General features: G+C 62.3%; 20 protein-coding genes, 1 tRNA gene and 1 pseudogene. 15 read left to right on the top strand and 7 right to left on the bottom strand.

From position 1 onward, the window contains the following. The 9 genes from ACYQ6T_RS04040 to ACYQ6T_RS04000 form a co-directional block, all read left to right on the top strand. Window positions 1-224 (top strand): DUF4351 domain-containing protein (locus ACYQ6T_RS04040; protein ID WP_459827960.1); only part of this gene is annotated, 224 nt, incomplete at its 5' end. A gap of 105 nt (window positions 225-329) precedes the next feature. Next, window positions 330-911, top strand: a complete 582-nt coding sequence (locus ACYQ6T_RS04035) for a GspH/FimT family pseudopilin (protein ID WP_459827957.1) — start codon at window positions 330-332, stop codon at window positions 909-911. Continuing rightward, window positions 908-1,372 (top strand): type IV pilus modification protein PilV, encoded by a 465-nt coding sequence (gene pilV / locus ACYQ6T_RS04030; protein ID WP_459827955.1) that lies wholly within the window; start codon window positions 908-910, stop codon window positions 1,370-1,372. The genes ACYQ6T_RS04035 and pilV overlap by 4 nt, the downstream gene beginning before the upstream one ends. Then, complete coding sequence (locus ACYQ6T_RS04025; RefSeq protein WP_459827952.1) at window positions 1,369-2,382, top strand: PilW family protein; 1,014 nt, start codon at window positions 1,369-1,371, stop codon at window positions 2,380-2,382. The genes pilV and ACYQ6T_RS04025 overlap by 4 nt, the downstream gene beginning before the upstream one ends. After that, the gene (locus tag ACYQ6T_RS04020) at window positions 2,379-2,948 is read left to right on the top strand and encodes a pilus assembly PilX family protein (RefSeq protein WP_459827949.1); all 570 of its coding nucleotides are present in this window, start codon (window positions 2,379-2,381) and stop codon (window positions 2,946-2,948) included. Before ACYQ6T_RS04025 ends, ACYQ6T_RS04020 begins: the two co-directional genes overlap by 4 nt. A gap of 10 nt (window positions 2,949-2,958) precedes the next feature. Continuing rightward, complete coding sequence (locus ACYQ6T_RS04015) at window positions 2,959-6,600, top strand: PQQ-binding-like beta-propeller repeat protein (protein ID WP_459827947.1); 3,642 nt, start codon at window positions 2,959-2,961, stop codon at window positions 6,598-6,600. A 19-nt stretch (window positions 6,601-6,619) separates the two neighbouring features. Next, window positions 6,620-7,003 (top strand): type IV pilin protein, encoded by a 384-nt coding sequence (locus tag ACYQ6T_RS04010; protein ID WP_459827944.1) that lies wholly within the window; start codon window positions 6,620-6,622, stop codon window positions 7,001-7,003. 18 nt (window positions 7,004-7,021) lie between these two features. Next, window positions 7,022-7,447: a nucleotidyltransferase substrate binding protein gene (locus ACYQ6T_RS04005; RefSeq protein ID WP_459827941.1), complete on the top strand. Its 426-nt coding sequence runs from the start codon at window positions 7,022-7,024 to the stop codon at window positions 7,445-7,447. Then, entirely contained in the window at window positions 7,420-7,776 is a 357-nt protein-coding gene (locus ACYQ6T_RS04000; protein ID WP_459827939.1) for a nucleotidyltransferase family protein, read from the top strand. The genes ACYQ6T_RS04005 and ACYQ6T_RS04000 overlap by 28 nt, the downstream gene beginning before the upstream one ends. Here the strand turns inward: ACYQ6T_RS04000 and ACYQ6T_RS03995 are convergent. Next, window positions 7,752-8,672, bottom strand: a complete 921-nt coding sequence (locus ACYQ6T_RS03995) for a sulfurtransferase (RefSeq protein WP_459827936.1) — start codon at window positions 8,670-8,672, stop codon at window positions 7,752-7,754. The genes ACYQ6T_RS04000 and ACYQ6T_RS03995 overlap by 25 nt on opposite strands. 149 nt (window positions 8,673-8,821) lie before the next feature. Between ACYQ6T_RS03995 and ACYQ6T_RS03990 the strand changes: the two genes are divergently transcribed. Together ACYQ6T_RS03990 and fdhF are read left to right on the top strand one after the other, a co-directional pair. Next, window positions 8,822-10,498, top strand: coding sequence for an NAD(P)H-dependent oxidoreductase subunit E (locus ACYQ6T_RS03990; RefSeq protein ID WP_459827933.1), 1,677 nt, complete (start codon window positions 8,822-8,824; stop codon window positions 10,496-10,498). Between the two features lie 3 nt (window positions 10,499-10,501). After that, window positions 10,502-13,252: pseudogene (gene fdhF, locus ACYQ6T_RS03985) on the top strand (formate dehydrogenase subunit alpha); the annotation flags it as partial. A gap of 4 nt (window positions 13,253-13,256) precedes the next feature. Here the strand turns inward: fdhF and ACYQ6T_RS03980 are convergent. After that, window positions 13,257-13,332 (bottom strand) — tRNA-Lys (locus tag ACYQ6T_RS03980). Between the two features lie 128 nt (window positions 13,333-13,460). Between ACYQ6T_RS03980 and ACYQ6T_RS03975 the strand changes: the two genes are divergently transcribed. Beyond that, window positions 13,461-14,054 (top strand): RNA pyrophosphohydrolase, encoded by a 594-nt coding sequence (locus ACYQ6T_RS03975; RefSeq protein WP_459827931.1) that lies wholly within the window; start codon window positions 13,461-13,463, stop codon window positions 14,052-14,054. Here ACYQ6T_RS03975 and ACYQ6T_RS03970 read toward each other — a convergent pair whose 3' ends face one another. The 3 genes from ACYQ6T_RS03970 to ACYQ6T_RS03960 form a co-directional block, all read right to left on the bottom strand. Further along, window positions 14,055-14,474: an OsmC family protein gene (locus tag ACYQ6T_RS03970; protein WP_459827928.1), complete on the bottom strand. Its 420-nt coding sequence runs from the start codon at window positions 14,472-14,474 to the stop codon at window positions 14,055-14,057. It lies immediately after the preceding gene. 98 nt (window positions 14,475-14,572) lie between these two features. Then, entirely contained in the window at window positions 14,573-14,785 is a 213-nt protein-coding gene (locus ACYQ6T_RS03965) for a hypothetical protein (RefSeq protein ID WP_459827925.1), read from the bottom strand. 39 nt (window positions 14,786-14,824) lie between these two features. Continuing rightward, the gene (locus ACYQ6T_RS03960; protein ID WP_459827923.1) at window positions 14,825-15,217 is read right to left on the bottom strand and encodes a Spy/CpxP family protein refolding chaperone; all 393 of its coding nucleotides are present in this window, start codon (window positions 15,215-15,217) and stop codon (window positions 14,825-14,827) included. A 330-nt stretch (window positions 15,218-15,547) separates the two neighbouring features. Between ACYQ6T_RS03960 and ACYQ6T_RS03955 the strand changes: the two genes are divergently transcribed. From ACYQ6T_RS03955 to ACYQ6T_RS03945, 3 genes are read left to right on the top strand one after another with little or no spacing between them, the layout of a single operon-like run. After that, window positions 15,548-16,288: a response regulator gene (locus tag ACYQ6T_RS03955; RefSeq protein ID WP_459827920.1), complete on the top strand. Its 741-nt coding sequence runs from the start codon at window positions 15,548-15,550 to the stop codon at window positions 16,286-16,288. Further along, window positions 16,285-17,562, top strand: coding sequence for an ATP-binding protein (locus ACYQ6T_RS03950; protein WP_459827918.1), 1,278 nt, complete (start codon window positions 16,285-16,287; stop codon window positions 17,560-17,562). The genes ACYQ6T_RS03955 and ACYQ6T_RS03950 overlap by 4 nt, the downstream gene beginning before the upstream one ends. A gap of 3 nt (window positions 17,563-17,565) precedes the next feature. Next, window positions 17,566-19,203, top strand: coding sequence for an ArnT family glycosyltransferase (locus tag ACYQ6T_RS03945; protein ID WP_459827915.1), 1,638 nt, complete (start codon window positions 17,566-17,568; stop codon window positions 19,201-19,203). Here the strand turns inward: ACYQ6T_RS03945 and ACYQ6T_RS03940 are convergent. Together ACYQ6T_RS03940 and ACYQ6T_RS03935 are read right to left on the bottom strand one after the other, a co-directional pair. After that, on the bottom strand, window positions 19,200-19,832 hold the full coding sequence (locus ACYQ6T_RS03940; protein WP_459827912.1) for a cytochrome b/b6 domain-containing protein: 633 nt from the start codon (window positions 19,830-19,832) through the stop codon (window positions 19,200-19,202). The two genes, ACYQ6T_RS03945 and ACYQ6T_RS03940, sit on opposite strands and share 4 nt — an antisense overlap. Continuing rightward, window positions 19,814-20,314, bottom strand: a complete 501-nt coding sequence (locus tag ACYQ6T_RS03935) for a diheme cytochrome c (RefSeq protein WP_459827910.1) — start codon at window positions 20,312-20,314, stop codon at window positions 19,814-19,816. Before ACYQ6T_RS03935 ends, ACYQ6T_RS03940 begins: the two co-directional genes overlap by 19 nt. Window positions 20,315-20,326 lie beyond the last annotated feature (12 nt).

The following is a 20,326-nucleotide window of genomic DNA, read 5'->3' as shown; positions in this document are numbered from 1 at the left end:
TTAAGGAAGGAATCGAGCAAGGAATCCAGCAAGGCGAGCTTCTGTGGAAACGAGTCCAAACCGCATCGAACCTCCGCCGGCTCCTTTCCAAGCGCTTTGGGCCGATTCCTACCGAAATCGAGCTACGCATCTCGGCGGCCTCCCTTGAGGAGCTCGAGTCGTGGCTCGACCGCATCCTCGACGCCCCGACGCTCGACGCGGTTTTTGAGGAGCAGGGCAGGTGACCCAAAGCGCGTCCTTTTGAGGGTGCGCACGCACTTGAAAAATCTCCCGCGTCAGCGTATAAACAAAGTGCGGAGCAAAACTTCCTTTGAGGTACGCTTCTCTCCATGAATCGAGGCCGTGCGCGGGGGTTTACCCTAGTCGAACTGATGGTTACTGTGGCAGTCGCCGCGGTGGTGCTCGCGCTTGCGGTACCGAGCTTCCAGACCACGCTCCGCAACCATCGGCTCACGACCTACGCCAACGAGTTCATCGCCGCGCTCAACCTCGCGCGCACCGAGGCGATCCGCCGCGGGCAACCGGTGGTGGTGTGCAAATCGCAAGACGGCAACACCTGCCTAGAGGGTGGGAACAAGTGGGAAGTCGGCTGGATCGCCTTTGTCGACCTCAATGGCGACGACAAGCGGCAAACAACGGGTTCCACTCCCGAACCGCTCCTGCGCGTCTGGCCCGCGCTTCCGGCGGGCTTTACTTTGCGCCCGAACAATAACTTTGACAACTACTTGCGCTATGGTCCGGACGGCAGCGCCAACAACTTCGGCACCTTTGCCCTCTGTTATCAAAATAACCGTGTCGATGCCAAAGCGATCGTGATCACCCGCCTCCGGCCGCGCCTGGGGCAGGACACTAACGGCAACCGGATTCCTGAAAACGATTCGGGCGATATAACGAGCTGTTTCACATCATGAAGACGACACGCGGCGTCAGCTTGCTGGAAGTGCTCATTGCGGTGGTCGTGCTCGCGGTGGGGCTCTTGGGTATTGCGCGGCTGCAGACGCAGACGCTCAAACTCAACCATAGCGCCGCGCAGCGCAGCCAGGCGGTGATGCTCGCCTACTACATCATGGACGCGATGCGGGCGAACCGCGATGCTAACAACCGCTATGCTGCCGCTAGGGGTGACTACAACACCGGCTCACCCTCGAACCCCACCTGTTCGGCGCCAACGGCAAGTGACACCCTTGCAAGTCGGGACTTAGCCGTCTGGTTCGACCGTCTCAAAGACGAAAAGAACCTTGGCAACGCCACCTGTGCGATGATCAACTGCGACGCCAATGACCCTCCCCGCTGCACCGTGCGCATCTTCTGGGACGACAGCCGTGCAGGAGGGGCAGCCAACCAGTCGATTGAAATCACCTCTCAGCTATGAAACGCCACGTTCACCCCATCCCCCGCGGACTCACCCTTGTCGAGCTGATGGTGGCGCTCACCTTAGGGCTCATCGTGACGCTGGTTGCGGTGAACGTCTTTCTTTCCAACCGCGAGGTCTACCGGGTCAATGAGCAACTCGCGCGCCTTCAGGAAAACGCCCGTTACGCACTCGAGGTGCTCGCGCGCGATCTCCGCGAAGCGGGGGGAATTCCGTGTGGTGGTGTTTCTCAGGTGGCGAATGTGCTCAACAATCGGTTGTCTAACGATCCGAGGGACTGGTGGGCGCAGTGGGGCAGTGGAATCCGGGGGTACGAGGCTAATGACAACACTTTCCCGCGTTCGATCGGAACAAGCGCCGGGAATCGCGCCGCAAACACCGACGCCGTCATCATCTACCGCGCGACGAGCGGCAGCGTCACGATCACCGACCACAACCCCGCTTCAGCACAATTCAAAGTGAACACGACTCAACACGGACTCAACGACGGCGACATCGTGATGGCGTGCGACGGCAAACATGCGGCGCTCTTCCAGATCACGAACGCGAACAGCAGTAACGTGACGATCGTGCACAATACCGGCGGTTCGGTCTCTCCCGGCAACTGCACCAAAGGTCTCGGTTTGCCGGTGCAATGCACCGCCAACGGTACCTCTTATTCCTTCCAGGGCGGCGGCTCAATCAGCAAGCTCACCGCCCATGCCTGGTACATTGGCTGCAACGGCCGCGCCGATTGCGCGACCCCAGCTGGCCGGTCGCTCTATTGGCTTACTAACCAGGATCCCCCTGAGGAACTGGTCGAGGGGGTGCGCGACCTGCAACTTGAATACCTCAGGCGCGACAGTAGCGGCAACTACGTTGTTACGGCAGACCAAATTACAGACTGGTCCCAGGTGGTCGCGGTGCGGGTGGAGTTGACCTTCGCGACGACCGAGCGCGTCGGCACCAACCAGCAGGAGATTGCCCGGCCGTGGTACTCTGTGATTGCCTTACGGAACCGACTGCCATGAGTAGAACGACGCGTGAAAACGGCGCCGCGCTCATCGTCGCCTTGGTGCTTCTCGTTGTGGTCACCCTCTTGGGGGTGACGGGGCTCAGGAACGTCACGCTCGAAGAGAAGATGGCCGCGGCGACCTACGACCGGTCGCTCGCCTTTCAAGCGGCAGAGACGGCGCTGCGTGCGGTTGAGGCAGCAGTGCAAGCGGCAAATCCTTCGGTTGAAAACGTTTTTGCCCCTTGCTCTGAGATCAACGACAGCTGCCAAATGGTCTCGGGTGTATTACTGTGTCGGCAACTCGACCCCCAATCCCAATGCACTGGTCGCGAGTTCAACAGCAGCTTTACTGCCTGGGCAAACGCTAACTCAGTATCGGAAGGGAGTCACACCGTCACTGCGCGCTATTTTGTTGAGGGGTTGATCCCCCCTGATTGGCAACGCGGGCGGGGTTTCCCGTGTGTCGTGCGGCAACAGACAGAGGATACGCTCCAAACCTGCAAGCGCTTTCGCATTGTCGTCGTCGCCTCGAGCCCCGGCGCTTCGGAAGTGAGGCTCGAATCGATCTACCAGCTCCGTTAGGGGAAGCAGGATGAAGAGGACATTTCGTGCTCGCCTACTTGCCGGATTCACCGCCGCTGCATTCCTGGGTAGCCAGTTTGGGCCGTTCATGCCCCACGCGAACGCGCAGACAACCCAGGTGATCGCGCCGAACCTGATGATCATCTTCGGCAACAGCTTCTCGATGAACCGCAAGCTCGACGACCAGACCTACCCTGCCCTCTCCTCTTATCCCCGTTTCAACGACGACGGCTACCTCGGCTCGGCAACGCCGGGCACCGATTTTCCCAACCCTGCCTGGGGAGACCAATCCGACTCGAAATTGGCGGTCGCCAAGCAAGCGCTCACCTCGATTCTCAATAGCCCCTTATCCGACAACATCAACCTCGGTTTTGCCACTTTTCGCACCCTTTTCGGGCTGGAACTGGCGACAATCAAGGCAAAGGTTAACAGCACCTGGCCTGAAGTGGTGCCGAAAGACCCCAGCATCTACAACGATACCAACCCCAACAAAGAGGCTTACGGAAGAGACCCGAAAAATTTCTCCTATGTCAAGTGGTGGCGGATCTGGGTTCCTGCAAACGGCGGGCGCTCGGCTTACCTGGGGCGCGGCGCAGCCGATGAAGGCAAGGGGGTGATCGATGACAGCAGTGTCACCTATCAGAGCAACCAGCACAACCTCCCCAAAACGTTTCGCTACAAGAATGTGACCACCAACGACGCCTGGTCGCCAGTCTTCAACCGGCTGCAAAAGATCGCCGACCAGACCAACACCCGCTCCAGTTGGGACGCAAGCAGCTGGTTGCGGTCGACGTCCAACGTATCTGGTGCGACGGGAGACCTTGAGGGGAACCAGCCACGCCTCACCCACCGCCTCTGCTCTACCTTCTACGACTCGCAGAATAACCTATTTAAGGCGCTCTACATCAGTGACGACGAGCGCCTCTTTCCCGACGCCTACGCCAACCAGTGGAACGCCAATACCATCCAGTTTGTCAGTCTCGATTACCCTCTTTTTGACGCAAACGGCAACATGCCTCCTGAGTCTTGGCCCGCACCCTGCTTCGACGGCGTGACGAAACAGGTCAAGACCGCAAATGGCCGAATCACTAACCAGTTCCGCGCTTCTTGGAAAGCGGATGGCACCAACGCCTACTTCAACTACGTCCCCCACTTCTTTGCCGGTACCAGCAACCTCCGCATCACTCCAGGCAAGCTCACCGGCTGGTCGGGGGCGACGACCTACACCTACAGCAATGAGAGTGAGTGGGACGGCGAATACCAGGCGAGTTACCCCTCGGGTCCGGCGACGATCGATACGATCGGGCTTACCCAGGCGGAGAAAAACGCGATCACGCCCTATTTCCTGACCAACGCCTACCAGAAGCACATGGGCGTATTTCTCGACCTACCTGACCCGGCACGAGGCTATGTTGACCAGCGGGCAGTGATCCGGGGGTTTTTGCGTCAGGAGCAGATGAGCGCTGGCGGCACCGAGTACGACCCCCAGACCAAGACGATCGCCAACAATCGTGGGATTGCAGCATCACTTGACCGCTGGAACACCCGGCAAAGTCCTATTTACGATAGCCTCCTTTCTGCCAAGGCCTACTACCACGCCTACCGCGCCCAAGACCCGTACAAAAGCTGCCGCAACAACTACGTCCTCCTCTTCTACGACGGCAAAGAGGACGCCCACTACAACCCGAACGGAACGGCAAAAGACCCGGCAACTGCCGCTGCGCGGCTTCTTGCCGAAGAGGGGGTGAAGACCTTTGTCGTGATCCTCTCCTCATCGCCTGGCGACATCGCACAAGCGCACGCGATCGCGCAGGCGGGGGGTACGAACCAGGCCTACGTCGCGAACGACGCGACATCGCTCCTCACGGCCTTCACCAGCGTCTTCTCGCAGCTCGTCGGGCCCACCTACCGTTCTGCGGTTGCGGTGCCGAGCAAAGTGGAAGACCTCGCCGCGCAGATCGCCGTCGTGCCGCAATACGATGAAGCGACCAAGAAAGCGACGGTGCTCGCCTACCGGATGAACGGCAGCGACATTACCGACACCCTCTTGTGGGACGCGAACGAGCGGATGCGCGCAAACGGCGCACAAGATCGCCGAAACCGCCTCTACAGCAGAAACAGCACCAACGGCTCGTTGGTAGGCTTCAACAACCTCAGCACCTCGCTTTTTAATACTTCGAATCCTACACCCGCGACGATCAAGAACTACACGATCGATCCGAACTACAACAACGGTGCCTACCTCGGCGGGCGGGCAAGCGGCTCTTACATCGGTCGCGCAAGCCACCCGTCGATGCAGCCGCGCATTCTCAAGACCACGTCGGGGTATATCGTTCTCGTTCCCGCTGATGACGGCTTTCTCTACGCGCTTGATGCAGCAACCGGCAACCTCCGCTGGGGGTGGATGCCATTCTCGTTCCTCGACGAACTCAAGAACTACTCCTCCTTCTGGCAGCAGGGGGTGATGAATGGCGGGATTGAGGTGGTGACGTTACAAAACGGCACGCACATCGTCGCCGGAACCGGGCGCAAAGGGAAGCTCCACTACGTGTTGCGGCTGCAAGCAAACGGCGACCTCGACGCTGTCCTCTTTGAGCGGGACGAGACGGATACCGGAAGCAACAGCTCAAGCCCCGAATTTGCTGCGCCGCTTGTCTGGTACAACGACAGCAACAAGTCGTCGGTGACGGTTGCCTTTGTCCTCACCCCCGATAGCCTCACCGGAAACAGCACCCTCTACTGGCTCACTGCTCAAGGGAGCGGGACAAACGTCAATCTCAAGAACGCGACGCTTAGCGGCGCAACGATCACCACCAACCTGGAGATGGTGGAGCGGGCAAGCGACCTCTCTGCAGCGTGTTCTACTGGCCAGCGGCTGCTTGCGGCTGGTAAAACGTCAAGCAGCACCCGCGCCCTTTTTGAAATCGACGTGAGCAGCAATAACAATAACGCCACGGTGAGTAACACCTACTCCTATCCGACGACACCGCCTGAAGCGCGCCCAGGTGTTTCGTCCCCCAGGTGGGTGGCGCTTACCCATCCTCCGTTGATGAGCACAACGAGCGGCTCAGACCTCTACTACGCCGTAGTTAGCGGCGAAGACCATATCCTCACACTGCGTGCGAGCGAAGGGGCGTGCCCAGCTGGGTGGTCACCCCGTTGGGTCTCTTACCGAACGGGCGCAGGAAAGTGGGATAATGCGACTTTCGATGCCTCGGTCGCCAGCAACGGGCCGAGCCTCACCAAGATACAGACCCTGCCGAGTAACGCAACCATTACGGCGCGCGTCAAGCCCGTGAACGACATCGTCTACGCCCCCGTGACCGAGGCGGTATCGGGCGGCGCGATGATGTGCGGTAGCGAAGTCGCGAAGCTCTATCTCTATAGACTGCGCGACGGGCTCTTCCCGATGGGCGTTTTTACGACCAGTTACTATGAGAGCGGAGAAAAGCAGACCCAGCAGGTTGAAGCGGAAAATATCGTCATTGGGGTCGGCAAAGCCTACGAGGTGCAGGAGATTCCGGGGACAGGGCAAGTGGTCGCCACGGCCGAGGATACCGTGGGCAGCGCGCCGGGAATCACCATCACGCCGCCGCAAAGCCCCGTCGACACGGGGCGGATCTCATGGCGGGAATTGATCCGAAACGAGTAGTGGCAGGAAGGAGAGTGCTTTGCACAACCGCGGATTTTCCCTGATCGAATTGATGGTGACGGTAGCGATTGTCGCGATCCTTGCGGCAATTGCCTACCCTGTTTACCAAAACCACGTGGTCAAGCCCCGCCGCGCCGCGGCGCAGGCGTGCCTGCTGGAACTCGCGCAGTTCATGGAGCGCTACTACGCGACCAACCTGAAGTACACCGGCGCGACGCTTCCCAATACCTCCTGCCGCAGTGACTTGGCCGGGCACTACACCTTTAGTTTCTCGAGTAACCCCACTGATACGACCTTTACCCTGCAAGCCACCGCCCAAGGGACGCAGGCGACGCGCGACGCCGCCTGCTCGCCGCTTACCGTCAAGGAGACCGGCGCCAGAGGGCCAAGCGGCTGCTGGTAGAAGTGACAAGAAAGTGCGATGAACGATTTCCCGCTCGATACCCGTTGGCGACAACGCTTTCACAACTTCGACCGCGCGTTTGTCCTGTTGCGGAGCGCGTTACACGACCGGCCGCTCAGCGAATACAACACGCTGGAACAGGAAGGGATCATCCAGCGCTTCGAGTACGCTTATGAACTGGCGTGGAAGACGATGAAAGACTACCTCGAGGCGAGCGGCATCACCATTGCGCCGGTCACGCCCCGGGAGGTGATCAAACAGGCTTTCGCTGCGAAACTGATCGCAGACGGCCAGGTGTGGATCGACATGATGTTGCACCGCAACCAGCTTGCCCATACCTACGATTTCAGCACCTTTCGCCAAGTACTCGAAGCGATCCAATCGCGTTACCTCCCAGCAATGGAGGCGCTGCATGAATGGCTCATGAACGAGTCGATCGAGTGATCGACAAAACTGGCCTCTCTCCCAGAGCGCTCGAGCAGATTGCCGCGGTGCTCCGTCGCTGGCCGCAGGTGACGCGGGTGCGTCTCTTTGGCTCGCGCGCGAAAGGGACGGCCCGGCCCAACTCCGACATCGACCTCGCGCTCGACGGCGACCTCGACGACCTGACCGTCCAGCGTATCGCCCTGGCGCTCGACGAGCTCCCGCTGCCCTATCTTTTTGACGTCAAAGCGGTCTCTTCGCTCAACAATCGGGCGTTGCTCGAACACATCGAACGGGTGGGGATCGAGATCTACCCGAAAACCCCCTACAGGGAGAAGTCGTCGTCGTAAGGACCGTCCCCCACCACCACCGGCAGCGTCATCGCTTTATCCCAGACGCTCCAGCCGCCGTTGAGGACTCGGACGTCGCGGTAGCCGAGTGATTTCAGCTGCAGCCACCCAAGACTCATCCGAAAACCATCGTGGCAGTAGAGGTAGATCGTCTTCTCTTTCGGGACGTTGCGGTAGAGTGCGGCGAGCTGCTCTTCCGGTAGCCACTTCTGGCTCATCGGGTCGGTGCCGTCGAGACTCACAATGTTGATCGCCCCGGGAATGTGCCCCCCCTGCACCGAGTGGCGGATCACTTTGCCGGTGTACATCTCGTGCGGGCGGGCGTCGATCAACATCACGTTCGGGTCGCGGCGGGAAACAACAGCGTCATAGACCTCAGCCCATTCGACGAAGAGGTTGCGGTTAGCCTCCTTCAACGTGACGTTGCCGCGCCGGCGTGGGGGTGTTACCTCGCGCGTCAGCTCATTGAACGCGGTCCACTCATTGGTGCCGCCGTCGAGAATCTTCACCCGACTCATGTCGTAGCCGTAGAGCGCAAGGAGGAAGTAGAGGCGGGCGGCGAGCGCGGTGCGGGCGTCGTCGTACAGCACGAGCAGCGAATCGTCGTCAACGCCCCAGCGGCGCAGCGTCTCCTGAAACACCTCGCGGGAAGGGAATTCCATGATCGACCGGCCGTCGTTGTTACCCAGATCGCGGAAACGCTGGACTTGGACCGCACCGGGGATGTGGCCGACGGTGAAATAGCGGTGGGGGTGGTAGCGCACCTCGAGGATCACGAGCTTCGGGTCTGTGCGGTGCTCGGCAAGCCAGTCGGCATCGACGAGGAACGAGCGGTCGGCGCGGGCAAAGGGTGCAAGGATGAGCACGAAGAGAAGGACGAAAAAGCGGCGGATCATCAGGGACTCCTTGAGATGGCATCAGCAAAAATCATTATCTCAGAATTTTCCTGCAGAATGAAGTGCCCACCGGGAGGTTTCTGGAGCGGTTGCATGAGCGGTATCATGGTGGCGTTGCAGGAAGAAAACACCCACCCAGGGAGGTCATGATGACGCGAGAGAATCCTCAACGCCCCGTGAAGATTGCGCGGGGACGGCCGATCGACCTCCAGGCGCTCGCGGAGGTTCGGGCGCTTTTGCACGACGAGCCGCGGCGGCGCGATCTTCTGCTCGAACACCTCCACAAGCTCCAGGATACCTACGGCCATCTCTCTGCTCGCCACCTGGCGGCGCTCGCGCACGAGATGAGGCTCTCCTCCGCTGAGGTGTTCGAAGTCGCCAGCTTCTACCACCACTTCGACGTGGTCAAAGAGGGCGAGACGCCGCCGCCCAAGCTGACGGTGCGCGTCTGCCAATCGCTCAGCTGCGCGATGGCGGGGGGAAAAGCGCTTCTCGAGGCACTCGAACGGCAACTCGGTGGGGCGGTGCGCGTTGTGCCCGCCCCTTGCGTCGGCCGCTGTCAGCACGCGCCGGTGGCGGTCGTGGGGCAAAACCCGATCGATCGCGCAACCCCCGAGCGGGTCGGTGAAGCGGTCGCGGCCGGGGAGGTCGAGGCCCCCGTGCCCGATTATCTTGGGCTTGAGGCCTACCAGAACTTGGGGGGATACCGACTGCTCGCCGATTGCCTCTCTGGGCGCCGCACGCGCGACGAGGTGATCGCCGCGCTCAAGGACTCCGGCCTGCGCGGGCTCGGCGGGGCGGGTTTCCCGGCTGGGCGCAAGTGGGAGATCGTGCGCAGCAAGCCCAAACCGCGTCTGCTCGCGGTCAATATCGACGAGGGGGAGCCGGGGACGTTCAAGGATCGCCACTACCTCGAGTCGGACCCCCATCGGGTGCTCGAAGGGGCGCTGATCGCTGCCTGGGCGGTCGAAGCCGAGGCGATTTACCTCTATCTCCGCGACGAATACGCCGCCTGCCGCAAGATCCTGCAGACTGAACTCGCGAAGCTTGCGGCCCACCCGCCGGTGGCTGAGTCGCTCCCGGCCATTCATCTGCGGCGGGGAGCGGGCGCTTATATCTGCGGCGAAGAGTCGGCGATGATCGAGTCGATTGAAGGGAAGCGCGGCATGCCCCGCTTGCGTCCGCCGTATGTGGCCGAGGTCGGGCTCTTTGGTCGCCCGACGTTAGAGCACAACATGGAGACGTTGTACTGGGTGCGCGACATCGTCGAGAAGGGGGCGCAGTGGTTTACCTCCTTCGGCCGCCGGGGCCGCAAAGGGCTGCGCTCGTTTTCGGTTTCCGGCAGGGTGCAAAAGCCGGGGGTCTATCTCGCGCCGGCGGGGATCTCTGTGCGCGAGTTGATCGAGGAATACTGCGGCGGCATGCTGCCGGGCCACGAATTCTACGGCTATTTTCCAGGTGGCGCGTCGGGGGGGATTTTGCCCGCGGAGCTCGGCGATCTGCCGCTCGATTTCGATACCTTGACCCCTTACGGCTGCTTTATCGGTTCGGCAGCGATCATCGTCTTCTCCCAGCACGACCGGGCCAAAGATTTGGCGGTGAACGCGGTGCAGTTTTTCGCCGCTGAGTCGTGCGGCCAGTGTACCCCCTGTCGGGTAGGGACGGCGAAAGCGGCGCAGCTCCTTGCCGCCGGGGAGTGGGATCGGGAGCGGCTCTTGGACCTCTGCCAAGTGATGGCCGACGCGTCGATCTGCGGCCTCGGGCAGGCGGCACCCAATCCGATCCGCTGCGTCTTCACCTACTTCCCGCACGAATTGGAGGGCTAAAGCATGGTCGCCAAAAGCTCAGAGTCTGCTGCCGCGAAGACCGTCACCTTCACGTTGGATGGGCGGGAGATCGTCGCTTTCGAGGGGGAGACGATCCTCGAGGCGGCGAAGCGCGCGGGCGTCGAGATTCCGCATCTTTGTTATAAGCCAGGCTATCGGCCTGCCGGCAACTGCCGCTCCTGCGTCGTCGAAATCGAAGGCGAACGGGTGCTCGCCCCCTCCTGTTGCCGCACGCCCCAGGAGGGAATGAAGGTCCAGGCGAAAAGCCCGCGCGCTGCCACGGCGCAAAAGCTCGTGGTGGAGCTCCTTTTGGCCGATATGCCCGACCAAGGTCGCTCCCCTTACCGTGACGACTCAGAGCTCGACTACTGGGCGGAGAGGCTTCAGGTGGGCCAACCCCGCTTTCCCAGCCGACAGCAGCCGCCCGCTGACCTCTCCCATCCGGCGATGGCGGTTCATCTCGACGCCTGCATCCAGTGCACCCGCTGCGTGCGCGCGTGCCGCGAAGAGCAGGTGAACGACGTGATCGGTTTGGCGCGGCGCGGCAGCAACACCACGATCGTCTTTGACTTCGGCGACCCGATGGGGGAGAGCAGTTGCGTCGGTTGCGGCGAGTGCGTTGCCGCGTGTCCGACGGGCGCTTTGCTGCCGAAGGGGGTCGTTGGGGGGGTGCAGGAGGAGAAACGCGTCGATTCGGTTTGTCCCTATTGCGGCGTCGGGTGCCTGCTCACTTTCCACGTCGCCGAGAACCGGATCCGCTGGGTCACCGGGCGCGACGGGCCAGCGAACTATGGTCGCCTCTGCGTCAAAGGGCGGTTCGGTTTCGATTACGTGCACCACCCCGATCGCCTGACCCGACCGTTGATCCGCCGAAGCGGGGTCCCTAAAACTACAGAGCTTTTGGATCCCGCCGATTGGCCGAAGGTCTTCCGCGAGGCGAGCTGGGAAGAGGCGCTCGCTTTCGCCGCCGAAGGGCTCAAACGTATCCGCGACGCCCACGGCCCTAAGGCGCTCGCTGGTTTCGGTTCAGCGAAAGGGAGCAACGAGGAGGCCTACCTCTTTCAGAAACTGGTGCGCACGGGGTTTGGCAGCAACAACGTCGACCACTGCACCCGCCTGTGCCACGCCTCGTCGGTCGCGGCGCTGCTTGAGGGGATCGGCTCCGGCGCGGTCTCCAACCCCGTTGCCGACGTGATGGCGGCCGAGGTGATCTTCCTGATTGGTTCGAACCCCACCGTCAACCATCCGGTGGCTGCAACCTGGATCAAGAACGCGGTGCACCGCGGCGCCAAGCTTATCGTCGCGAACCCCCTGCAGATTGAAATGAGCCGTTTCGCGACCTACGCCGTGCACTTCCGCCCCGATACCGACGTCGCCTTCCTGAACGGCATGATGCACACGATCGTCACCGAGGGGCTCTACGACCGCGAATTCATCGACCGCTATACCGAAGGGTTTGACGGGCTCTGCGCCCACCTCATGGATTACCCCCCCGAACGGGTCGCGCCGGTGTGTGGCGTCGACGCCGAGACCATCCGCGCCGTTGCTCGCCTCTACGCCACGGCCAAAGCGTCGATCATCCTCTGGGGGATGGGGATTACCCAACACGTGCACGGCACCGACAACGCCCGCTGTCTGATCGCGCTCGCGTTGATGACGGGGCAGATCAGCCGCCCGGGGACCGGGCTCCATCCCCTGCGCGGGCAAAACAACGTCCAGGGGGCGTCGGACGTCGGGTTGATCCCGATGTTCTACCCCAACTACCAATCGGTGGCCGATCCCGCTGTGCGCGCCCGCTTTGAGACGTTCTGGGGCGTCCCGCTCGATCCCGAACCGGGATTGACGGTGGTTGAGGTGATGCGCGCGATCCAAGCGGGGCAGATCCGGGGGATGTACATCGTCGGGGAGAACCCGGCGATGTCTGACCCGAACCTTGCCCATACCCGCTCAGCGCTCGCTCAGCTCGACCACTTGGTGGTGCAAGATATTTTCCCGACTGAAACGGCTGGCTTTGCCGACGTGATTCTTCCTGCCTCAGCCTTCCCGGAGAAGAGTGGCACCTTCACCAACACCGACCGCCGCGTCCAGCTCGGCCGTCAGGCGCTGGAGCCGCCCGGCGAGGCGCGCCAGGACTGGTGGATCATCCAAGAGATCGCCAAGCGCATCGGGCTTCCTTGGAATTACTCGGAGCCAAAGGAGATCTTTGACGAAATGCGGCGCGTGATGCCGAGCATTGCCGGGATCACCTGGGAGCGGCTGGAGCGGGAAGGGTCGGTGATCTATCCCTGCAAAGGGGAGGGCGACCCAGGTCAGGCGGTGCTCTTTGCTAGTGGTTTTCCGACGCCCACCGGGCGCGGACGGTTTGTGCCGGCGGCTTTTACCCATGCTGCGGAACTTCCCGACGCCGACTATCCTTTTGTCCTCACGACGGGGAGGCTCCTCGAGCATTGGCATACCGGCGCGATGACCCGCCGCTCCGAGGTGTTGGACGCGATCGAGCCCGACCCGGTGGTCGAGATGCACCCGGATGATCTAGCGGCGCTTGGCGTCGCGGCCGGGGAGGTGGTCACGCTGCAGTCGCGGCGCGGTGAAGTGGCAGCGTTTGCTCGGCCCAATCTTGGCGTGCCGCGCGGGACGGTCTTTATGGCGTTTTGCTACCACGAGGCAGCGGCGAATCTGCTTACGAACGAGGCGTTAGACCCCTACGGCAAGATTCCTGAATTCAAGTTCTGTGCGGTCCGAGTGCTCGCGGGATCGGTGGTGGGTCGTGCAGGATTCGAACCTGCGACCAACGGATTAAAAGTCCGCTGCTCTACCGGCTGAGCTAACGACCCATGCAGTGTTGGCGGTGCGCCGTGCGAAGAGCCGTTATGGTACGAATTTCTGTGGTCGCTGTCAACCCATTCTCGAATCTTCCAGGCTGTGGAACAATAGCGCGTAACGAAACATTGAGGTATGTGCGATGCTCGATCGGGAAGGTTATCGCCCGAACGTCTGCATCGTCTTAGTCAATGCGCGCAATCAAGTCTTCTGGGGAAAACGGATCCGTGAGCACGCGTGGCAGTTTCCGCAAGGAGGAATCAAGCGGGGTGAAACCCCGATTGAGGCGATGTACCGCGAGCTCTATGAAGAGATTGGACTCAAGCCCGAGCATGTCGAAATCATCGGGCACACGCGCGATTGGCTCAAGTACGATGTTCCGCGTCGCTGGGTGAAGCGGCAGTGGCGGGAGTTCTATCGCGGGCAGAAGCAGCTCTGGTTTCTGCTGCGGTTTGTCGGACGCGACTTCCAGGTGAGTCTCCGCGCCACCCGTCATCCAGAATTTGATGCCTGGCGGTGGGCCTACTACTGGGTGCCACTTGGAGGGGTCATTCCCTTCAAGCGTCCGGTCTACCAGCAGGCACTGGTGGAGTTGGCGCGCTTTCTCCCTGTGCCGCCCCCGCCGCCGCGCTCCGATTATGCGCTGTTGTGGCCCGGGGAGCGTGGCGGAACAACCCCGCCCGCTGCTCCGCACGAGCGTCTGCTGCCGATCTCAATCGAACCAATCCTCGGCTGATCACGGTTCGTTCACGATCTCCCACGTGTGTTCGATTTGCGCGGTTTTACCGAGCATGATCGACGCTGAGCAATATTTTTCGGCCGAGAGCTCAATGGCCCGCTGCACCTTGTTGGGGTCAAGGTTGTGCCCCGTCACGGTGTAGTGAAAACGGATCCGCGTGAAGACTTTGGGGTCACTTTCCGCCCGTTCGGCAGTAAGCTTGACGGTGCAGCCGGTGACCTTCTGCCGCCCCTTCTCCAGAATCGAGACGACGTCAAACGCGGTGCACCCCCCTGTGCCGGCAAGCAGCAGCTCCATCGGTCGTGGGGCGAGGTTGCGCCCGCCCGCGTCAACAGGGCCGTCCATCACGACGGTGTGGCCCGATCCCGTTTCGGCAAGGAAGGTTTTGGCGGTTACCCAGCGCACGGTGCATTCCATAGGGGGTCTCCTCGTGGTCGGAGTCGTCACGCCCGCGATTGTACCCAACCGGGCGTTCGGCAGGTAAATAAGGATTTACTAATCATCAATAAGAATTATTATTGTGCGATGCACAAAAAAAGCTTGCTTTCTGGACCGAAGTTCAGTATAGTAATGCCTAAGCGCAACGGAACGGGTTTTCCGCTGTGCATGGGTGTCTCCTCCACCTCCTCCTTTGGTGTGGATTGTGCGCCGCCGTAATCACGGCGGCGTTTTTTTTTGGTGCGCCCGGTAGCGCCCATCAGCAAAAAAGCCGCTTGCCTTTCGGTCAAGCGGCTCTCCGTTTCGCCTGTTTTGTGTGAGGGTGCTCTTTAGCGGTGCATCGGCTGACGTTCCATCGGGCGACGGTGTTCGCGGGGATTGGGCAAAAACTCCCGGTCGAAAACTTTTTTCTGTGCCTCGGTGAGCTGAGCGTAGAACGCTTCGATCAGCGCCCGCTCCTTGCGGGTCTCTTCGATCATCTGGGCAAGGTGCTCTTCGCGCAGCTTCAGGCGCGCAACGACCGAATCGGTCTCCTTGATCGCCTCCCGTTTTGCGCTCATCGTGGCGAAGCGCTCGTCATGAAGCGCTTTCCATTCCGTGCGAAACTTCTGCCAAGCCGGTTTTTGCGCATCAGTCAGCTGCAAGAGGGTTTCGAGGCGATTGAGCCTGGAATCTTGCCGTTCGGCCATGCGCGCGCGCCACGCTTCGGGATCTTGAGCCATGCGCGATTCCGGATGACCCATCTGCATCATACCGGGACCCTGTGCGGGAGGCTCGGCGCGCATGGGTTGAGCCCAACTGGTCATCGATGCGGCAAGAAGACCCGAGACGATCAGGGTTAAGGCCAGTCGACGTGTGAGAGATGGAGCCATGGTTGTTTCTCCTTAAGTTACGGAAAGGTCAGTGTCGGCAAGTCCCGACAGTCGCCATTAGACCATTTCGCCTGAGCGGGATGATTTCCGGTGGTGCGCCGTGTGTAACAAAAAGTAACAGCCGCTGGAAATCAAGGCTGCAGCAGTACACTTGGCAAGAAGTTCTTGAGAGGGGACGCGATGGGATTGCCGACCGTATGGGTGGTGGACGATGATCCGGAGCTGAGGCGCCTGCTCGTGGCCGATCTCAACCGCCGCGGTTTCCTTGCGCAAGCGTTTCGCGACGGGGCGGCACTCGACGGCGCGTTGGCTGGGGGTGTGCCCGATATTCTGGTGCTCGACTGGATGTTGCCGGAAGAGGATGGGCCGACCATTATGCGCCGGCTTCGCGCCAACACGCGTACGGCGCATCTCCCGATCCTCATGCTCACCGCCAGAGCCGACGATTTTGATCGCATCGCCGGGCTGGAGATGGGGGCGGACGACTACCTGACCAAACCCTTTCTCCCGCGTGAGCTCGAGGCGCGTCTGCGGGCGATACTCCGGCGAACCCGGGAGCAGGGGAGCGCCTCTTCAGCAGTGGGACTCACTCCCCACGCTTGGCGAATCGGCCCTTGGCGGTTCGACGTCGCGCGGCGGGTGTTGGAGGGGGAGGGGGGTGTGGTGAAAGCGCTCACCGGCAGCGACTTTCTCCTCCTCATGCTCTTTGTCCAGCACCCAGGGGAGGTGCTTCACCGTGACTATCTGATGCGGGCAACCCGCGGGCGCGACGCCGAGTTTTTCGATCGGGCGATCGACGTGGCGGTGAGCCGTCTGCGGGCGAAATTGGGGCGTGATACCGGGGGTGTTCCCCTTCTTCGCGCCGTCCGGGGGCAAGGCTACGTGTTGAGTGCCGAAGTCGTGCCCGAGGTGAGTCGATGAACCCGACCTGGCCGTTGCCGTGGCAGCGGCTCCATCGCCGTCTGGTGGCGACTCTGTCGCTTCTCATCGTCCTGCTGGTTTCTGCCGCATGGGGGGCGTGGGCGGTGATGATCGATCGGGAACGAAGCACCCAGATCGCCTCAGAGGTGGCGAACGCGCTCGCTCAAGCGGTGGCGCTGTCGTTGAATCGCGGCTGGGTCGATGAGGGGGCGACCCCGTTTCCGCCCCTGCTCATCTGGCAGGGATTGCCGCCGGTGGACAGCCAAAGTGTGCCACTCGCCCCGCCGTGGCCGGTGGAATTGAGTGGGGTCACCGAGATCGAGGCGTGGGAAAAAGGGGAGCAGCGCGGGGTGACCCTGCTCCTCTCCGATGGTCGGCTCCTGTCAGCGATCTTGGCGTTGCCGGCTCCGCCAGCCGGAATTGAGCAGTGGGGGTGGGCGCTGCTGGCGCTCGTGGTGATCGCCATCGGAAGCGGAGGGCTCGCCTACTGGGTGGTGTGGCGATCGATCGCGCCGATGATCGCTGCGTTGCATCAGCTCGACACCGCCGAGCAGAAGAGCCCACGCGCTCAGCCTGCCGATGACGCCACATCGGCGACGGTTGCCTGGTTGCAGCGGCAGATCGACGCGCTGGTTCGGGAGCGGGCGGTAATGATCGCCGGAATCGCCCACGATTTGCGCACGCCGCTCACACGTCTGCGGCTTCGCTGTGAGGTGCTTCCCGACGGAGCTGAACGCGCGGGGATTGAACGCGACCTTGATGAATTGACCCATTTGGCCGAGCAGGCGAATGCCTATCTCCACTCCCTTACGCCCTCGCTCAAACCGGAACAGAGAGACCTTGCCGCATGGCTGCACGAACGGTTTGCCGATCGACGCGAAGTGCTCCTCGATCTTCCCGCGAGCGCGCCGCTCGTGACCGATTATGCGCTTTTGGCGCGACTCCTCGACAACCTGGAGATGAACGCGCTCGCGCACGGTCGTCACCTCTGGCTCACCGTGACGGCTGAAGCGGAGGGGTGGCGGGTTGTTGTCGATGACGACGGCCCGGGAATTCCTGCCGACGCACGCGAGGCCGTCTTAGCCCCCTTTGTTCGACTCGACGCGGAGCGGAGTCGCGAGCGGGGCCATGGCGTCGGCTTAGGATTGGCGATCGTGCGTAACCTTGCGGCGCGTTTGGGCGACGGGGTCACGCTGGCAGAATCCCCCCGCGGTGGGTTGCGGGTTCTGATACGATTGCGCCCTTTGGTCTCCTCTCAACGAAACGGGGATTGAACGATGCGGCGTGTGTCGCTCTTTGTGTGGAGCGTTGTGCTGACGCTGGCCGGGGGAGGGCTTGCGCTCCTCTTGCGTCACCCCTTCCCGATCGATGAGACCCGCTACCTTGCGGTGGCGTGGGAGATGCACTGGCGGGAGCTTTGGCTGATGCCGGCGCTGGACGGCGAGCCGTACGCGCAAAAGCCGCCGCTTCTCTTTTGGCTCATACGGCTGGGGTGGTTGCTCTTCGGGGTCAATGAGCTGTGGCCGCGGCTGCTCATTCTCCTCTTTGCCGTGGGGACGCTTTGGGGGGTGGCAAGGCTACAGCGCGAGTTGGACCATCTTGCGGCAGGATCGGGGAACACCTTTGCCTCTAAGAGTCCCTCCGATTCCAGCGAAAAGGGGCAATCGGCTTATCCCGGGTGGGTTGCGGCGGTGTTGAGCGCCTTCATCGCGTGGCCGGCATGGTCGACCGCGCTCTATTTCGACGTCCCGCTGACCTTCTGGGTCGTGCTGGGGGCTGTGGCGCTCGTTCGGCTCGTGCGTACCGGGCGTGGCGGCGTCACATTGGCGCTTGCTGCCGGCTTGGGGGCGCTGACGAAAGGGCCGCTCGCGGCGATTCCGTTTGTCGGTATGGTGCTTCTCGTGCCGTGGTGGGCGACCGCGCTCCCGTGGGCGGAACGGTTGCGGGCAGTGGTGCGGGGAGTTGCTTGGGGGGGGGTTGGCTCGGTGATTCCACTCGTGTGGCTCGCAGCGGTTTTTTGGCGCGAAGGGGAAGCAACCCTCTGGGCGGTGCTCGACGCGCAGGGGTTTGGGCGGTTGGCCACCGAGGCGGACCACGCCGCCCCGTGGTGGTGGTATCTGCCGGTGCTGCTTGCGCTCCTCTGGCCGCTCGGGTGGGTGGTGCCCTTTTCGCGCTCGGTGCCCTTACGCAGGATGACGATTCCGCTCCGTTTTGCCGTTGCGGCAGTGCTTCCCGGTGTTGTCATCCTCTCGTTCGTCGCCGGCAAGCGCGCCCAGTACCTTCTCCCCTTTTTGCCGTTCATCGCGATCGCGGTTGCCCATCTGCTTCGTGAAGCGCCGACGCGCAACGGGCAACTACTCTGGGCGGCGCGGGTGGTCGCTTGGCCGCTCTTTGCCGCTGCGGCGCTTTTCATGGTCGCCCCGTGGGTGCCGGTGTGGCGCGACAACGTCGCGTGGCTCACGCCGCGCTGGGCCGTGGTGGGGTTGGGGCTCGCGCTCATTGCTGCGGGCTATCGCTCATGGGTGCGACGCTCCAACGGCGCGGTGGCTGAGTCCCTGCTCCTGTCGCTGATCGCAGTGACCTGGGCAGTGGTGGTGTTGTTGAGCGCCACCGCCTCATGGGCGAGCGGCGGGGCGTTTGATCCGCAGCCGATCGCTGCGCGGCTGACTGCGGCCGAAAGGGAGGGGCGAGCGGTCGTCGGGGTGGGGGGGAAACACCACGCGGCGTGGAACTTTGCCGCGCGGCGGACAACGCCGTTACCGACGATCCCCGCCGACGCGCTGCCGGATTGGTTCGCGACCCACCCCGGGGGGGTGGCGATGGTGGTGGAGAAGCGACGCTCCGCTTCGCCTGGGGAGTGTCTCCCGTGGCGAAGCGACTGGGTCTGTTTCGTGACCGAGGGGGGAAGGGGCTAGCGCACCGCCCACCAGGCGCCGGCGACTGCCATCGCGAAGAGGGGCAGAAGCGCCAAAAACCAATTGCTTGCGATCGCCTCTTGCGGGCTCGCTGCGCGCTTGAGCCCCGTGATCATCGCTTTGGGGAGCGACTCCCGGTGGGCGATGCTCCCCACCGCTACCCCTGCGAGATGAAGGAGGATGACGCCCAAAAAGAGGTTGGCCAGCGCTTCGTGGACCTCCTCAATGAAGTGGCCGCCGATTTCGTTGTAGGTGAGCCAACCCGCAAGCGGGGTGACCACCGCAAAGGCCAGGAGTAGCAGCACAGCGTACGCGCCGGCGGGGTTGTGGCTGGTGTAGTGGGGGACGTTACCGGTTGCCGTTCCGCGCACGAGCGCTTGGAGGTAGGCGAACGCCTCGCGTGGAGGTTTGACAAAAGTGGCAAAACGGGCCGGTGGCGTGCCGACGAACCCCCAGACGATGCGAAAGAGGGCGATGCCTAACGCTATTCCGCCACTTGCGGCGTGGATGAGGCGAAACGTTTCGCTCTCACCTGTGAGCCACGCGACAGCGACCGAGAGGGCAAGGAGCCAGTGGCCGACGCGAACGGGGAGATCCCAGACGGGGACGATTACTCTTTCTCGCGCCATTTTTCACCTCCTGGAAGGGTAATGCCGTGGTCATCAAAGATTCCTGCCGTCGCCTCGCGGTGGCACGCGGCGCAGTTGATCGGCGAACCGACGTCAGCCCGTTGCCAGACAGCACTCGGCACTTTACGGTGCTTTTTGACAAAGTAGGGGGTCTGAGTGAGGCGCGGCGGCGACCCGGGCGCGCCACCCACCTTCGCTTCCGCACCCGCCCAGCGAACGAGGAACTCGGTGATCGCCTGCTTCGTCGCCGAAGGCAATTCGGCGTTGTCGCCGTAGTGGTGGTCGAGCTGATTCATCACCTGCTGCCACGCGTTTGCGGTCAGCATCTGCGGAGGGAAGGGGATATGGCAGCTGCCGCACTCCGCACGATAGGCTGCGGGGGCGCTCGCGAGCCAATCGCCGCGAATACCGGCCCATGCCGGAAGGGCGACCAGCAGCGCCGAAGCGACAGCGGCTGAACGACGAAGGGTAGAAAAGCTCATCGGAGGTCTCCT

Source organism: Hydrogenophilus islandicus (assembly GCF_054657095.1).
The sequence above is the reverse complement of the archived record's forward strand: the minus strand, read 5'-3'. Positions and strand labels throughout refer to the sequence as shown.

Coding starts and splice junctions, on each gene's coding strand:
- ACYQ6T_RS03955 (WP_459827920.1), top strand. CDS start 15,548: ATGGGATTGCCGACCGTATGGGTGGTGGACGATGATCCGGAGCTGAGG.
- ACYQ6T_RS03990 (WP_459827933.1), top strand. CDS start 8,822: ATGACGCGAGAGAATCCTCAACGCCCCGTGAAGATTGCGCGGGGACGG.
- ACYQ6T_RS03940 (WP_459827912.1), bottom strand. CDS start 19,832: ATGGCGCGAGAAAGAGTAATCGTCCCCGTCTGGGATCTCCCCGTTCGC.
- ACYQ6T_RS03935 (WP_459827910.1), bottom strand. CDS start 20,314: ATGAGCTTTTCTACCCTTCGTCGTTCAGCCGCTGTCGCTTCGGCGCTG.
- ACYQ6T_RS04025 (WP_459827952.1), top strand. CDS start 1,369: ATGAAACGCCACGTTCACCCCATCCCCCGCGGACTCACCCTTGTCGAG.
- ACYQ6T_RS04000 (WP_459827939.1), top strand. CDS start 7,420: ATGGCTCATGAACGAGTCGATCGAGTGATCGACAAAACTGGCCTCTCT.
- ACYQ6T_RS03945 (WP_459827915.1), top strand. CDS start 17,566: ATGCGGCGTGTGTCGCTCTTTGTGTGGAGCGTTGTGCTGACGCTGGCC.
- ACYQ6T_RS04015 (WP_459827947.1), top strand. CDS start 2,959: ATGAAGAGGACATTTCGTGCTCGCCTACTTGCCGGATTCACCGCCGCT.
- ACYQ6T_RS03995 (WP_459827936.1), bottom strand. CDS start 8,672: ATGATCCGCCGCTTTTTCGTCCTTCTCTTCGTGCTCATCCTTGCACCC.
- pilV (WP_459827955.1), top strand. CDS start 908: ATGAAGACGACACGCGGCGTCAGCTTGCTGGAAGTGCTCATTGCGGTG.
- ACYQ6T_RS03950 (WP_459827918.1), top strand. CDS start 16,285: ATGAACCCGACCTGGCCGTTGCCGTGGCAGCGGCTCCATCGCCGTCTG.
- ACYQ6T_RS03970 (WP_459827928.1), bottom strand. CDS start 14,474: ATGGAATGCACCGTGCGCTGGGTAACCGCCAAAACCTTCCTTGCCGAA.
- ACYQ6T_RS04020 (WP_459827949.1), top strand. CDS start 2,379: ATGAGTAGAACGACGCGTGAAAACGGCGCCGCGCTCATCGTCGCCTTG.
- ACYQ6T_RS04035 (WP_459827957.1), top strand. CDS start 330: ATGAATCGAGGCCGTGCGCGGGGGTTTACCCTAGTCGAACTGATGGTT.
- ACYQ6T_RS03960 (WP_459827923.1), bottom strand. CDS start 15,217: ATGGCTCAAGATCCCGAAGCGTGGCGCGCGCGCATGGCCGAACGGCAA.
- ACYQ6T_RS04005 (WP_459827941.1), top strand. CDS start 7,022: ATGAACGATTTCCCGCTCGATACCCGTTGGCGACAACGCTTTCACAAC.
- ACYQ6T_RS03975 (WP_459827931.1), top strand. CDS start 13,461: ATGCTCGATCGGGAAGGTTATCGCCCGAACGTCTGCATCGTCTTAGTC.